General features: G+C 63.0%; 15 protein-coding genes and 1 pseudogene. 6 read left to right on the forward strand and 10 right to left on the reverse strand.

The features are described 5' to 3' along the window. The first annotated feature begins 23 nt into the window (after window positions 1-23). The 6 genes from ACZI8W_RS10185 (at window position 24) to ACZI8W_RS10210 (ending at window position 7,011) form a co-directional block, all read left to right on the forward strand. On the forward strand, window positions 24-932 hold the full coding sequence (locus tag ACZI8W_RS10185) for a ketopantoate reductase family protein (RefSeq protein ID WP_463368372.1): 909 nt from the start codon (window positions 24-26) through the stop codon (window positions 930-932). A gap of 106 nt (window positions 933-1,038) precedes the next feature. Next, on the forward strand, window positions 1,039-2,406 hold the full coding sequence (locus ACZI8W_RS10190) for an MFS transporter (RefSeq protein ID WP_463368373.1): 1,368 nt from the start codon (window positions 1,039-1,041) through the stop codon (window positions 2,404-2,406). Window positions 2,407-2,419: 13 nt separating this feature from the next. Next, window positions 2,420-4,093, forward strand: a complete 1,674-nt coding sequence (locus ACZI8W_RS10195) for a CocE/NonD family hydrolase (RefSeq protein ID WP_463368374.1) — start codon at window positions 2,420-2,422, stop codon at window positions 4,091-4,093. A 29-nt stretch (window positions 4,094-4,122) separates the two neighbouring features. After that, window positions 4,123-5,637 carry an FAD-dependent oxidoreductase gene (locus ACZI8W_RS10200; RefSeq protein WP_463368375.1) on the forward strand — a complete coding sequence of 505 codons (1,515 nt, stop codon included), beginning with the start codon at window positions 4,123-4,125 and terminating at the stop codon, window positions 5,635-5,637. Then, a complete protein-coding gene (locus ACZI8W_RS10205; RefSeq protein WP_463368376.1) occupies window positions 5,630-6,424 on the forward strand; it encodes a class I SAM-dependent methyltransferase in 795 nt (264 codons plus the stop codon). Before ACZI8W_RS10200 ends, ACZI8W_RS10205 begins: the two co-directional genes overlap by 8 nt. A 2-nt stretch (window positions 6,425-6,426) precedes the next feature. Then, a complete protein-coding gene (locus ACZI8W_RS10210) occupies window positions 6,427-7,011 on the forward strand; it encodes a nuclear transport factor 2 family protein (protein ID WP_463368377.1) in 585 nt (194 codons plus the stop codon). A gap of 277 nt (window positions 7,012-7,288) precedes the next feature. Here ACZI8W_RS10210 and ACZI8W_RS10215 read toward each other — a convergent pair whose 3' ends face one another. From ACZI8W_RS10215 to ACZI8W_RS10260, 10 genes and pseudogenes are all read right to left on the reverse strand, one after another. Then, window positions 7,289-7,477 (reverse strand): MmyB family transcriptional regulator, encoded by a 189-nt coding sequence (locus ACZI8W_RS10215; protein WP_463368378.1) that lies wholly within the window; start codon window positions 7,475-7,477, stop codon window positions 7,289-7,291. A 303-nt stretch (window positions 7,478-7,780) separates the two neighbouring features. Next, window positions 7,781-8,032, reverse strand: a complete 252-nt coding sequence (locus ACZI8W_RS10220; protein ID WP_463368379.1) for a hypothetical protein — start codon at window positions 8,030-8,032, stop codon at window positions 7,781-7,783. Between the two features lie 5 nt (window positions 8,033-8,037). Continuing rightward, complete coding sequence (locus ACZI8W_RS10225; RefSeq protein ID WP_463368380.1) at window positions 8,038-8,268, reverse strand: hypothetical protein; 231 nt, start codon at window positions 8,266-8,268, stop codon at window positions 8,038-8,040. 432 nt (window positions 8,269-8,700) lie between these two features. Continuing rightward, window positions 8,701-9,447 (reverse strand): TetR/AcrR family transcriptional regulator, encoded by a 747-nt coding sequence (locus tag ACZI8W_RS10230; protein WP_463368381.1) that lies wholly within the window; start codon window positions 9,445-9,447, stop codon window positions 8,701-8,703. 154 nt (window positions 9,448-9,601) lie between these two features. Further along, the gene (locus ACZI8W_RS10235; protein WP_463368382.1) at window positions 9,602-9,793 is read right to left on the reverse strand and encodes a ferredoxin; all 192 of its coding nucleotides are present in this window, start codon (window positions 9,791-9,793) and stop codon (window positions 9,602-9,604) included. Window positions 9,794-9,842: 49 nt separating this feature from the next. Beyond that, window positions 9,843-9,989 carry a DUF1059 domain-containing protein gene (locus ACZI8W_RS10240; RefSeq protein ID WP_463368383.1) on the reverse strand — a complete coding sequence of 49 codons (147 nt, stop codon included), beginning with the start codon at window positions 9,987-9,989 and terminating at the stop codon, window positions 9,843-9,845. A gap of 31 nt (window positions 9,990-10,020) precedes the next feature. Then, entirely contained in the window at window positions 10,021-11,598 is a 1,578-nt protein-coding gene (locus ACZI8W_RS10245) for a class I adenylate-forming enzyme family protein (protein ID WP_463368599.1), read from the reverse strand. Window positions 11,599-11,601: 3 nt separating this feature from the next. Next, window positions 11,602-13,083, reverse strand: a pseudogene (locus ACZI8W_RS10250) (class I adenylate-forming enzyme family protein); the annotation flags it as partial. Further along, window positions 13,083-13,916 (reverse strand): enoyl-CoA hydratase/isomerase family protein, encoded by an 834-nt coding sequence (locus ACZI8W_RS10255; protein WP_463368384.1) that lies wholly within the window; start codon window positions 13,914-13,916, stop codon window positions 13,083-13,085. The gene ACZI8W_RS10255 and the pseudogene ACZI8W_RS10250, both read right to left, overlap by 1 nt. A gap of 35 nt (window positions 13,917-13,951) precedes the next feature. Continuing rightward, on the reverse strand, window positions 13,952-14,773 hold the full coding sequence (locus ACZI8W_RS10260; RefSeq protein ID WP_463368385.1) for an enoyl-CoA hydratase/isomerase family protein: 822 nt from the start codon (window positions 14,771-14,773) through the stop codon (window positions 13,952-13,954). Window positions 14,774-14,822 lie beyond the last annotated feature (49 nt).

Here is a 14,822-nt window from a genome sequence, read left to right on the forward strand (position 1 = left end):
TCTGACAGGAAGCGGGGAACGATATGAAGATTGCCATTGTGGGGGCCGGTGCCATGGGCCAGCTCTTCGGAGCCCGACTTGCGATCGCTGGCAACGATGTTGCCTTCGTCGACGCTGTCCCTCGGACCATCGATGCACTCAACCGTGATGGAATCACAGTCAGCACGGAAGGGCGTACGGAGTGGACCGCCGCGCGGTCCGGAACGGCACGGGATTTCGATGAGAACTTCGACTTGTTCGTGTTGTTTACCAAGAGTTTTCACACTTCCGTGGCGCTGGAGTCGATCGGTCACTTGATCGGGCCGCAATCGATCGGCCTGACCTTGCAGAACGGACTGGGCAACGGCGAACTTCTCGCCCAACGTTTCGGTGCCGACCGCACCTGCGTCGGGGTGACTGATTTCCCCGCCGACCTGCGGCAGCCGGGATTCGTCTCCACCAGCGCTGACGGGAAGGTGAGCATCGGCCCGTTCCACGCCAGCGCTGATGCAGTTGCGCGGTATGTGGTCGAGACGTTCGACGCAGCACAGCTGAATACCCGCGCTGATGCGGATATCAACGCCGCGATCTGGGAGAAGATTGCGTTCAATGCCGGGTTGAACACTCTCAGTGCAGTCAATGGTCAGACGGTCGGTCAAATCGGAGCCAGCGCACAGAGTAGAGCGATCGTCACCAAGGTGCTCGACGAAGTCGGTGCGGTTGCATCCAAACTGCATATCGGAGTCGACCGCACCCGGATCGATTCGGCCCTGGAAAATGCATACGTCCACCACTCGGACCACAAGACTTCGATGCTCCAGGACCGGGAAGCAGGTCGGCCCACAGAGGCCGACTACATCGGCGGGGCAATCGTACGACGCGGCCAGGAAATCGGCGTCGAGACGCCTGTCTTGTGGACGTTGACGAATATCGCGGTTCAACGATTGCCCTAGCGGTGACTCAATAGCGGGAGCTGTCACCTACCACTGCCGAGGTAGGCCGGCCTCCTCCGTATCGCGCCCACACCTCCTCGGCGCACCTTCGAATGAGGAAGAAACGATGGAGAACACACGAATCCCACAAGCACCCATGCAACGAGGTGCCGGAGAGTCCGGGCAACAGCGCCGCAGCCTCCTCGTCGTTGGCATCTGCTTCTTCACAATCATCTTCGACGGCTACGACCTGGTCGTATTCGGTGCAGCGATGCCGTCGATCATCAACGAACCCGGCTGGGGACTGACGGCCGCGACGGCCGGCAGCATCGCCAGCCTCGCACTGATCGGCATGGCCATCGGATCCGTGATTTCGGCTCCACTCACCGACGCGATCGGCCGGCGCAAGGTCATCATGATCAGCATCATATGGTTCAGCACCTTCACCGGATTATGCGCGATAGCAACATCTCCCGAATTGCTCGGCCTCTACCGACTGCTCGGCGGAGTCGGTCTCGGCCTTGTTATCCCGGCTGCCGCCGCTCTGACTATCGAGTACGCACCCCGAGGACGAGAGAACCTGTACAACGCGCTGATGATGTCCGGATACGCCGCCGGAGGAATTGTCGCAGCTCTCGTCGCATTGGCTCTACTGCCCAGCAGCGGATGGAGATCCCTCTTCGCGGTGGGGGTGCTCCCCGTTTTTGTTGTGCTTCCTCTCGTCTACTGGTTCCTACCGGAGTCGCTCCAGTACCTGATCTACAAAGGACGACGTGATGAAGCGGAACGTACAGCAACCCGTTTCGGTGTGTCCCTCTCGGCGTTGGACCGCCTCGCGCACTCAAAACCCACCAGGAGGGTCGACGCAATCTCCGTGCTCTTCTCGCGCCGCTACCTGAAGGCAACTGCCCTCTTCGGCGGAGCCGCCTTCTGTGGATTGTTCCTCGTATTCGCCATGAATACCGGCCTTCCGGCCATCATGCAACAGGCCGGGTACAACACCGGATCGTCGCTCCACTTCCTGCTTGCCTACAGCCTGGGAGCAATCATCGGGGTGACGTCGGTGTCACTGCTCGCCGACAGGATCGGTCCGAAGGTTGTCACAAGCGTGGCGCTGATCGCGGCGGCCGCGGCGATCGTACTGTTGAGCAGGCCGTTGGACACCGCGACGCTATTGGTCGCCGTCGCGATCGCCGGAGTCGGCACGTCGGGCACGACCATCCTCATCAATGGGTACGTCGCCACCTATTATCCGCTGGCCAGTCGCCCGTCAGCACTCAGTTGGGTGATGACCGTGGGACGACTCGGCTCGGTCTTCGCACCAACCCTCGTCGGGGCAATCATGAGCTCCGGGTTGGGATTCCAAACGAATTTCTATGTCATTGCAGGTGTAGCAGCGATCGGCGCGGTATTGCTGCTGCTCGTCCCGCGAAGCGGAGAGCAGAACGCCGCTTCCCCGTCAACCGCGATGGCCGTAACCCCTCAATCCGCCTGAAAGTGAGACGCACATGAATACGAAATCCGTCGGATACCGGGATCTGGTCCTGCGACCAGCAGAGCAGCTCGATGAAGAGTTTCCGCAGACGAACCCGCGACAGGAACGCCAGGATCGGATGATCGTCGATCGGGACATCCCGGTCGATGTACGTTCCGGCGGTCACATCAATATCGACGTATATCGTCCCGCCGGCCGCGATACGTCGAGCCTGCCGGTGATCGTCGCGTGGGGCGCGTTCGGCAAGCACGACTGTGGAATCGAGGCACTATTCGCCGGGGGGCATGGTGTTGCACCGGAATGGGTTTCACAGTTCACACCGTTCGAAGCTCCTGACCCGGTCTACTGGACTTCACACGGCTACGCCGTTGCCTTCGCAGACCCGAGGGGAACCTGGAACTCACCCGGCGCATACACCCACGGTGACGTTACTGAGGCTGAGGACTACCACGATGTAGTCGAGTGGCTCGGAACCCAAGCATGGAGCAGCGGCAAAGTCGGCGTCACAGGCGTCTCCTATCTTGCGCGCAGCGCGTATGCTGTCGCCGCGAGTCATCCTCCGCATCTCGCTGCGATTGCCCCGTTCGAGGCGTTCACCGATATGTACCGCGAGTTCGCCTACCACGGTGGTATCCCCGAGACACGATTCACCGCCCTCGTGAATCGGCGGGTCGGCAACGGCCGCGGACTGGTCGAGGATCTTCCCGCCAATTTCGCAGCGCATCCCCTGCTCGGGGACGACGAGTACTGGGCATCCAAGTCGATCGACGCCTCGTCCATCACGATACCGGCGTTCATCGTCGCGAGCTGGGGAGACCAAGGACTCCACTCTCGAGGAACCCTCGACTTCTTCAACACCATCGCCTCATCCGACAAGTGGTTGGAAGTGCATGGGCGGAAGAAGTGGCAGTACTTCTACGAACCCGACACCGTCGAGCGAGTGAGGGCGTTCTTCGACCACTATCTCAAGGGTGAAGGACCAGGCCTGGCATCGCGGCCCAGAGTGTCTCTGGAGATTCGCGACACGGTCAACAGCGGAACGGTACGCGACGAGAACGAGTGGCCGCTCGCCCGCACAGTCCACCAGCGACTGTATCTGGAAGCCGCAGAGGGAACTCTGTCAGCCACCGCCTCCTCCGCTGAAAGCCGGACCAGCTACGAATCGGACAGTGGTCGCGCAGTGTTCGAGTACACCTTTGACGTGGACACCGAGCTGACCGGCTACATGGCACTACGGCTGTGGGTTTCTACCGACTGCGCCACGGACGCAGACCTGTTTGTCGCTGTCGAGAAGGTGGGCCCCGACGGGAATCGCGTACCGCAGATCTTCTATTCGACCTTCACCGACGGACCCGTAGCGCAGGGGTGGCTTCGAGCCAGTCACCGCGCGCTCGACACGGAGCGCTCGAGCCCATCACGGCCGATCCATCCGCACACCCACGAGGACCTCCTCGAACCCGGCGTTCCGGTAGGCGTGGATATCGAAATCTGGCCCTCGTCCACACAATTTCGTGCTGGTGAGAAGCTCCGTCTGATCGTCGCGGGCAAGGACATCTACGACGAAGCTGATCCGGGGCTTCCTACCAACTCACCATGGCCCCGCCACACCACCCGAAACAACGGCAAACACACACTTCATACCGGGGCGCACTATGACGCTCACCTGCTGGTCCCGGTCGTACCGTGACTTACACACCAAAGGAGAACCCGAAGAACATGACACTCAAAAGCCCAGATGTGCTCATCGTGGGGGCCGGAGGCAGCGGTTTGGTGACCGCACTCGAACTTGCCCGACGCGGTGTCGCCATCCGCGTGGTGGACCGCGCAACAGGCCCGTGCACCGAGTCGCGAGGAACCGGGTTGCAGGCGCGCACGCTCGAACTCCTCGACATTCACAACGCTGCGCGTGAGCTGGTGTCGATCGGCCACACGGTATCGACCTTGAGTGCCTTTCACGATGAAGCCCGCGTCATGGAGGTCGACTACCGGCTCGCACCGTCGGAGTTCTCGTCGGTAGCACTTCCGCAATCCGGCACTGAAGGAGTACTACGCCAGCGTCTCGCAGAGTTGGGTGTCCAGGTCGAATGGGGAACCGAACTCCTCGGATTCACACAAGACAACTCGGGAATAGTCGCGTCGCTCGAGAGCGGCGACGGGACTGTGGTGACCGTTCAAGCGGGCTGGCTGGTCGGTACTGACGGGGCGAGCAGCACTGTGCGGGAATTGCTCGGGATGGCATTCGATGGCCAGTCTTACACCGAGCGGTGGGGACTGATGGATGTGGATCTCGACTGGGACCTGCCCCCCGACAGCGTGCGCATCTTCCGTACTTCGGCCGAAGCCGGGCAGTACATTGTCGTTCCTCTCGGGGGAACGCACTACCGCGTGCAGACCGATCAGATGAACCCTGAGGACTTCGCGCCGCCCACCTTGGCGGACATGCAGGACAAGTTCGATCGGTACACACACCGCGCAGGCATCCTGTCGAACCCCTTCTGGTGTTCCGCATTCCGAGTACATCGGCGGCAGGTCGTCACCTATCGGGATCGACGCGTATTCCTCGCCGGGGATGCCGCACACATCCACACCCCAGCCGGCGGCCAGGGCCTCAACACTGGTATCCAGGACGGAATCAACCTCGGGTGGAAGCTCGCGCATGTTGTTTGCGGTCATGCACACGCCGACCTACTGGACACGTACGAACAGGAGCGGCATCCCATCGCCGCCGAAGTACTGCGACTCGCCGAGACTCTTGCCCGTGAGCCGCACAAAGTGGGCTCCTTCGATCCTGAGGACATGCGGCAGACCGCGGCGGTGGTCAGCCAATGTGCGGTCACCTATCGACACGGCCCGCTTACGGCCCGAGTGCCGGGTCCAGGATCTCTCCATTCCGGAGACCGCGTCCCCAACAACCAGATTCATGGTAACTCGACGCTCTATGAACTACTGCGGGATCGTCGCTTTCTCCTCGTCATGGTCGGCCACGATGTCGAGGCTGCAGCGTGGGAAGGGAATTTCGACATCCAAGTGGCGGACCTGCGCACCGGCCCTCGTACCGCAGAGAACCAGCTGGCTGCGGCGCTCGGCATCGGCACCAGCGGTGTGGCGGTGATCAGACCCGACGGCTATCTCGGAATGGCCGCCGAAGGCGACATGAGCGACTGCATGAAGCTAGCCGAAACATACCTGCAGCAAGTCGTTCGGCTGATTCCAGCGGTCACCCATGTTTGATTCGCCATCCGAAGTCTGGTCGCGCGGCGACTACCAATTGATTGCTGCCGAGCACGTACTGGTGAGCGAGAGGCTTTGTTCAGATCTCGCGCTCGGCACGAAACACAAGGTTCTCGATGTCGCGTGTGGGACCGGAAACACCGCCCTGGCCGCGGCGCGGCGACGGGCATCGGTCACCGGATGCGATGTTGCCGCTGTCCTGCTCGAACGTGCCCGCATGCGGGAAGTTGCCGAAGGGATTGGTCCAATCGACTGGGTTGAAGGTGATGCTTCCGCGCTTCCATTCGAGGACAATGCCTTCGACGTCACAACGTCGACTTTCGGCGCAACCTTCGTGCCGGATCAAGAACAGGCAGCACGAGAATTACTCAGGGTCACGCGACCGGGTGGTGTTGTCGCACTGACAAGCCACGCTCGTGCTTCTCTCGCTTCTGACATCTACTGGGTCGGGACCGAGTTCCTAACGCCACCTGAAGGTCTTCGCCCCGCATTCGAATGGTCGGAGGGGGCCCGCGTTACCGAGCTCTTGGGCTACGGTTGCTCTTCCATCCAGGTAACTCCGATGTCGTACAGCGCCTGCTACGACTCAGCCGAAGCGTATGTAGATCACTACACGAGATACTACGGACCGATGGTCAGCCGAGTTCATGCGATGGGTGAAGAGGACGCAGACCAATACAAGAGAAGGGTCGCGGCCGTGGCCGAGCACCACAACCAGGCCACCGACGGCAGCTTGGTTGCCACCTTCGACTACGTTCAAGTCGTTGCAACGAAATCAGGTGTGTGACAATGACAGAACTGAGTGAGCTCCAGAACCGAGTGAACGATCTGGAGGGCGTGTTGGCCCGTATCGTCGGAGAGACCGGGCGCCTGACAGCGAGGGAAGATATCCGAATCTGCCTGGCGTCGGCATCTCGCGGCATCGATCGACTGGACCGTGGATTGCTCGCCTCATGTTTCCACCCTGAGGCGTACGTTGACTATGGTCAGATCTACAGCGGTCCAGTCGCCGGATTCATCGAGTCGACAATGCTCCTTCAGAGGGACCAATTCCAGGTGCAGCACCTGCTCGGCGCCACCACGATCGATCTCGATGCCGACACTGCGGTTGCAGAGTCCTATGAACTTGCCAGGCACCGGCATGTGGAGAATGGCGAGACGATCGAGTTGACACTTGCCGGCCGCTATCTGGACCACCTCGAGAATGATGGAGGCCGTTGGCTGATCACTCGACGGGTCAAAGTCCTGGACTATGGGCGCGCCGAGACGGTGACGCAAGACTGGCTTGCCGGTAGTCCACTACCGACAGGTCGGCGGGATGCTAGTGACCCCTCGTGCGGGGTGCTCGGCAGAAGTGAGGTGCCGATTTCATAACTGAGGCAGAACAACGTGCTCCTGCCCGGTGAATCACCGTCGACACCAGTGGGATACTTCCTCGATCGGGTGCGTCGCACTCCGATCCCGGTCAGGTGTGGGGCCTCGACCGGCGTCGGTGAGGCGTCGGTGAGGCGTCGGTGAGGCGTGGGTCCGGCGCTGCCACCCGGTCGAGCATCATCCCGCCCTGAAACCGAACTCAGCGAGCATTACTCACGTTTGCGTCAGGGTCCGTCGGGGTCCGTCGGGGTTCTTCAGGGCTCGTCATGCGCACTGTTCATGATCCGTTCGCCAACCGTTCCTGATAGACAAGAAGCTGATGTCCCGGAGCGCTCGACACGGCGAAGGCATGGCAGTCGATCGTCAAGAGACCTCGCTTGTGATGAAGAAGTTCCTTGGTCTCGTATGTCTTCGGCTGAACATCGTGCGCGGCCCAGAATGCCGGATTCTCCACCGCCTGATCCACGCTGTTGTCGACGGTGATTCCGGCGGCCCGTGGCGCTGACCTCGCACGGGCACTATCCGGGATCGGTCGCTGATCGCCTCGTCGGGGACGAACTCTCGGCGTTGGGCGCCAAGCGAAGCGGAACGCGCGACATGCCGGGTGGGCGCTGCCGGCCCCCGAGCCTCCGGGTGAACAGTATCGGACACTGGACCTTCCGCATCATCGACCAATACGGCGGTGCATCGGAGATCTCGAGCGCTCGCTGCTGCGCGGTAGCTGTGTCGGAAACAAGTGTCGAGGTATTCCGGACTGATGTGCTGTGGCCTACTTGGTGGCCCCGAACCGTTGGTAGGCGGCTTGCCGGGTGGTGTCGAGTGCCAGACCGATAGCCGCCCAGGAGTCGCCGTCTTCGCGGGCGGCGGCGACGGCAGCGCGGAGTTCGGATTCGGCGTCGGCGAGGTGCTTGCGAGCGGCGACGATACGCCGCAGGTTCTTAGCATCTCGGGCTTCGGTGGTGTTCGGGTTCAGGTGGTCGAGACCGGTGGGGTCTGCGCTGGTGCGCTTGATCGTCTGCATGCGTATCACCTCAGGTAATCGTAGAACTTCGCACGAAGGCGGTCTGCGTGGATGATCCGGTTCGGTTCGCCGGCGGGCACGGCGCCCAGTTCGAGAAGTCGCCCCGCCGTATCGGTGCCGATGATGAGGAGTCGTTCCTCGCCGTCGTACTCGACGTAGCGGATCACGTTCTCGAACGCGTGGGTGATGTCATCATCGCTGATCTTGCGTTTCCACGCCGAGTCGGCGATCCACACTTGTCAAGTTTATCTTTACACCCATGCTTGTCAAGACCGTCTTGACAAGCGGTTCGTTTCCGCAGGCCTGCTCGCGACGATCTCGTCGTCGAAGAGCTGGATGAGGTCGTCTGCCAGGATCGACCCAACGAGAGGGTCGGCGGCGCCGAGGGGAACGGCCGTTGGAATACCAGTTTTCGGTGTGGTGGTTATCCGTGCGGCGAGGACCGTGTCGTCGAGACTCCGGGCCATCGCGTTCACTTCCCGGCATCGGTGGTGTTGGCGCAGGCGTGTCAGTAGGCGCTTCGCGCCCAACGGAACTCGTTCGGATGTCCGGCTCCTTGCGCGAGCACAGTGAGTCCGTGCTCGCGCAGCAGATCCTTGACCGCGTCGCGCTCGTCGCGGATGTACGCGTTGGTGAGTAGGTCGTTGAAGGTGTTGATCTGCAGGCGCCTACTTCGCGCGCGACGAGCGGGCGGCCGCCTTCTTCGGTGCCGGCTTCTGTTCGAGGAGTCGGCTGGTGTAGTCGAGGATGCAGTTGAGCCCGTACTCGAAGTTGTCGTCGTCCGGTGCACCGCCCACTCGCCCTCGAGCAGCGGCTTTCGCGAGCAGTGGAGTGCTGTCCGGCGTGATGACGAGATTCTCGTAGTATGCCTGCGCCGTCGGGTCGTACTTCTTGCCGCGTTCCTGCAGGCGCGCGAGCACGACGGAACCGCGGACGTGAAGCTGGACGGCGGAGTATGCGTCGAACGCGTCGTCGAGCGACAGACCACCCTTGACGAGGTCGTCGATGATGTGCTCGATCTCGCGTGCACCGAGGGTAGCGTTCTTCGGGCTGAGCGACGACCTGATAAGGATCAGGTCGCAGAGGATCGGGTTGGCCAGGAATGCACCGCGTGCCGCGTGTGCGTGGTTGTAGAGGCGTTCGCGCCAGTTCGAGCCGGAGTCGCCCATCACGGCCTCGACCTGCATCTGCGCGAGAGCGCGGTCTGTCATCGCGTTGAGCAGGTCGTCCTTCTTGCGGAAATACCAGTAGATGCTCGTGACACCGACGCCGAGATGCTTCGCGAGCTGCGGCATGCTCAGGTTGTCGACCGGGACGTTCTCCGCGAGTTCGAACGCGCCGGCGATGATGTCCTCGGGATTGATGGATCCGCGCTCACGACGTTCGCGCTTCTGAGGCTCTACTTTACGCGCCATTGCTCTCCGACTTTCCGTCCACAGTTCGTCCGTCAGGGCGGCAGCACAGGCGTGAAGCGGCCCGTGCGGTGGTACGGACTGCCGGTGGCACCGAGTGCTGCCGACCATTCCGGCTCACTGTAGCGCATACCGGAATGCCGCCGGGATGCGCCGGTCAGTCGACGATGCTGAGGGCAGCGGACGGGCAATTATTCACGGCGGTACGCAGATCGGCTTCGCCGGCTGCGGCGGCTGCGGCGTCGTCGATGAGGACGTACCCTCCGTCCCCGACCTCGAAAACATCGGGTGCGGTCGCTTCGCACAGACCGTGGCCCACACACTTGTCGCCATCGACTACAACGCGCATTGTCTCGCTCCTTGCTCGGATACTCGGAATCCAGGAATGGCCTCTGTGGTCAGTACGCCATGAACAGGATCTCGTCCCGGCTGTAGTCATGGTCGGGGTGACGTTCGCCGAGATGGTGCCGGACCTTGTCGACAAGATCGTCCTCGTCGGTACCACGCAGGTATTCGCCGCACGGGCAGGTCAATCGCTTCTTCATGGGTTTGCCTTTCGTTGTCGAGGAATCGGAGTCATGAACTGCGGGCCAGCAGCTCGCGGAGTCGAGGTGCATCGACCTTCCCTGTGCCTCCGCGTGGAATGGTCTCGTCGGACCGGAGAACGAGCCACACCGTCGGGACCTTGAACGAGCTCAACAGTCCCTTTGCTGCCGAGGTCAGTTCGGTCGGGTCGAACGCGCGTGAGCAGATCACCGCGGCGCCCACCTGCGGCCCGGTATCGCCATCGACCTGCGTGACGAAAGCATTCTCGACGCCGTCGATCATCTTCAGTGCGCCCTGCACCTCGCTCGGATACACGGTGGCTCCGCGGATTTTGAGCATGTCGTCGATCCGGCCCCGGTGGTAGAGGAATCCCGCATCATCGAAGCAGCCGAGATCGCCTGTGGGATAGAAACCGTCGGGCGTGAACACCTCGGCATGGCTGCGACCGCAGATACCTTGCATGACATGTGATCCCCGGACCTCTATCTGGCCTTCCTCACCGAGGGAGAGCGGGCTGCCCGTGTCGATATCGGTGATGCGGACTTCCATGCCGTCGAACGGCGTGCCGCAGCTTCCCCAGGATTTGCGAGGCATTGCGGTGTCCAGCCGATAGCCCGAGTACGGTCCGAACGTCTCCGTCATGCCGAACAGGTTTGCGCGTGAGCCCGGTTCGCCACGCTCTGCGGCGGGTATCAGCGCGGGGAGACTGCCCGGCTGCAGCGATGACAGATCGATACCCGTCGAGGTCCTGCGTGCCAGCGCTTCGGCCTGATCGGGCCAGCCGCGGAACAACGTCACCTTCTCTGCTTCGAGGAGTTTCAGTGTCGTTTCGGGCACCGGGATCTCCTCGGTGACGAGGGTGGCACCCGCAAGCAGGACCGACAGGATTCCTGCACCGAAACCCCCGACCCAGAAGAACGGCATCGGCAGGTAGAGCCGGCTGTCGGAGGTGATGCGGCGAACGGACAGCCCGGATGCAACGGCTGCAAGCGCACCGCCGTGCGAATGCATGACGCCTTTCGGCGCGCCACTGCTTCCCGACGTGAAGATGATGACCATCGTGTCGGCCGGTTTCACGGCGTCTTCCAACGCGGAAGCCACCGACTGGGAGCGGGGATCCGATTGTGCGTCGAGGACGTCCGCGGCGTCCCAGATTCGTCGCACGGACGGCAGTTCCGGGTGGAGAACCTCGCCCGGTCCGAGTGCGGGTTCGCCGATCTCGGAGGCCAGGGAGTCCAGGTACCGACGACCTCGGAACTCATCGACGGTGATGAGATGTCCGATCGATGCTGTCCGGATCTGTGCGCGGAGTTCAGCTCCGGAGAGCAGGGTGCTCAGCGGAACGAGTACTGCACCGATCCGGGTGACCGCTACGGCGATCTGTACCCATCGGGCATTGTTCGGCATGATCAGACCCACCCGTGTGCCGGCGGTGACTCCACCGGCGACGAGCGCAGCAGCGACGCGGAGACTGGACGTGTCGAGCTCGCGGTAGTCGACTCGGGTGACGGGGTCGACGACCATGTCCTTCGTGGGCATCGCGTCTGCCCGCGCGCGGAGCAATGCCGCCATGGTGGCCGGTGAGGAGAGGCCTGACGGTGTACCCATCCTCTTCCGGACGGCCGTCAGATCGGCCTTGCCGGACGGCGTGCGGGGGATGGCGCCGACGACGGCGATCGCGGTCGGGATTTCGTAGCGAGCAAGGCGGACGGACAGGTAGTCGTCCAGTTCGCCGGGAGTGACTCGTGTGTCGGCGCGACATTCGACCATCGCCACGGGCGTTTCACCCAATCGATCATCGGGACGCCCGACCACCGCGGCGTTCTCCACCGCGGGATGGGTTTCGAGAGCCTTCCGGATGTCGTCGGGCATGATCTTGAATCCGCCGCGAATGATCGCCTGGTCGGCGCGACCGTGAATCCAGACGAACCCGTCGGCGTCGATCCGAGCAAGATCAGTGGTGCGCATCCAGTCCGCTGCGGGCCCACGCTGCGCAGGCTTGACCTCGAGGAGTCCGACCGTATCCGCATGGACCTCGTTCCCCGACTCATTCACGATGCGGAGCAGGGAACCCGGTTCGGCGCGACCCACGCTTCCCCGCTTGGACTTCCAGTACTTGCGGTGGTCGGTGAGGTTCCACCCGGCGACACCACCGCCGAACTCCGTTGCGGCATAGGACGTGAGGACCGGGACACCGAACTTGTCGGTGAATGCGTCGGCGTCGTCGGCCGAGAGCGGTGCGGTACCGGAGGTGACGACGCGCAGGCTGGAGAGGTCGTCGCGGGTGAGATCCGAGTGCAGCACCATGCGGAGCGCTGTCGGTACCAGGGAGACGGCACGGGGACGGTGACGGCGGACTGCATCGGCCCACGCGGTGAGTTCGAAACGCGGCAACAGGACATAGGGCCGCGCCGAAACAATGCACTGCAGCGTTCGGTACACCCCGCCGATATGCACGAGAGGCGCATTGACGATCGCGACACCGGAGCTGAGGTGTTCGGGTGGTGAGTCGTCGCCGGCTGGCCCCAAAACGCTGTGGGCGAGCATGTCGTAGGTGAGTTCGACGCGTGTGGGTGGCCCGGTCGTTCCGCTGGTCAGCATCAGAACCGCGGTACCGGGGCGGGCGGCGAATGCCTTCGGATGATCGGTGGCAGTGACCAAGCCGGGTTCATCGGAGATGTCTGAGATCGCCACGGTAGTCGTGCCGGATGGCCGTCCGACGAGGGTGTCGAGGTCGTCGGGTTCTCCGATGACGACGCGCAGGTTCAGTGCCGCGATATCGGCGCGTGTGCGCTCGTCGCCGCGCGACGGGTTGATGACGACGAGGCATCGACCGGAGAGCAGCACTCCGAGCAGGGCGGCCACGTGTGCGGGGCGGTTGCGGAGCAGCACGCCGATTCCGGTTCCTTCATCCGGCCCGTACCGCCGGCAGACCGCGTTGATGCGGTCGGCGCAGCGAGCGATCTGCGCCCAGGTGGACCATCGGCCCTCGTACTCGATCGCACCGGCGTCCGGGTCGAGGCCGAGCGCCGTCTCGATCCGGTGCGCGAGGCGATGGTCGGTGACGGCTTCGGCGAGCGCGCTTCGGGTCATCAGCGGATCCTCGGTGGTGTCGTGTGGTGGGAGGCTCCGGTGCCCCGGGCCGGCGTGGTGAGTTCGTTCTTCGCGATCGGGTTGCCGAGCCGCGTGTAGATCAAGCCCTGATCCATCGCGGCCCGATAAGGCTTGTCGAGGGATTCCCAGATCGCCTTCACGGTTCCCTGCGTTGCGGTCGGAGGTTTCGCGGCGATTACCGCGGCGATTTCGTGCGCCCGCGTCCAGAGTTGTTCGCGCGAGGTGATTTCGGTGACCAGCCCGATGCGGAGTGCCGCATCTGCGCCTACGCGTTCGTCGTTGCCCATCAGCGCGATCCGTAGTGTCTCACCGAGTCCCACGCGGCGCATCAGCCCGACGGGTTCGAGAGCGGAGACGAGGCCGGCCGACACGTGGGAGTCGAAGAACGTCGCGTCCTCGGAGCAGATCACCACGTCGGACTCGTTGACGAAGTACAACGCGCCCGCCGTGCACAGTCCGTGGACTGCGCACACCACGGGCTTCCACATCTTCTGCCACTTGGGGCTGAGGAGTTCGCCGGGGTCCTCGTGGTTCCAGATGTTGTCGGGTTGACCGTAAGTGGATTTGATGTCGAGACCGGCGCTGAAGGCGCGGTCGCCCGCGGCGCGGAGGACCACCGCGTGCACTCGCTCGTCGAATTTGACGATGTGCCACGCATTCCGCATCTCGTTGCACATCGTCCGGTCGAACGAGTTCATCCGGTCCGGCCGATTCAGGGTGATCGTGGCAACGTGGTCGTCGGCATCGACGTCGAGGAGGATCGTCTCGAATTCGGGGATCGCCGACTCGTCGACGGTCGTCGATAATGCCATTGCGGGTCTCCGATTCTCGATCAGGTCGGTTGTGGTCAGCGGCCGCGGAACTCGGGTTCGGTTCGGTCTTTGAATGCGCGTAAACCCTCTTTGAAATCGTCCGTACGACAGGCCAGTTCCAGGGAGTAGAGCTCCTGGTTCATGGCGTCGGTCAACGAGGTCGCATGACTGCGGTTGATGGCCTGCTTCGCAAGCCCGAGTGCAACAGTGGGGCCGGATGCGAGACGATCCAAGAGTTCGGCGGTGGCTGCATCGAGGTCGGCGGTGGGGGTCGAGCGATAGATGAGGCCCCAGTTGCTCGCGTCGGTCGCACTCACCTTCTCGCCGAGCATCAGCATCTGCTTGGCGCGCGCCGTCCCGGCGAGCCGCGGCACGAGCCAGGTGGCGCCGGAGTCGGGGCTGAACCCTCGCGTGATGAACGGTTCCCAGAACACCGCGTCGTCGGCCGCGACCGTGAAGTCGGCTGCGAATGCGAGGTTGCAACCGAGGCCCACGGCCCACCCGCGGACGGTGCACACGACGGGAAGGTGGAGGTCGTGGACCAGTTCGACGATGCGGTGAGCCTGATGAGGGACGCGGCGCACCAGATTTCCAGCGCGCGGTCGGGGCGCATCCTTGCGGTTCGTCGCGACCCAGTCGGCGCCGCCGCAGAGGTTCTCTCCCGCGCCGGTGATGTGCACCGCGCGGAGCGAATCATCGTGTGCGGCGTCGGTGAGTTCGTGGATGAGCGTCTGCACCATCGCAGGGCTCAACGAATTGAGTGCCTCAGGGCGGTCGAGAGTGAGCCGTAGGATCTGCCCGTCGCGTTCGACGCGCACCTCTCCGGAGCGTGCGGGTGAACCGTCTTCGTTGTGCACCGTCGTAACCACCCCTCAAACCTATACTGTGATGTATACGGTATGTAGT

Source organism: Rhodococcus ruitaii (assembly GCF_055230935.1).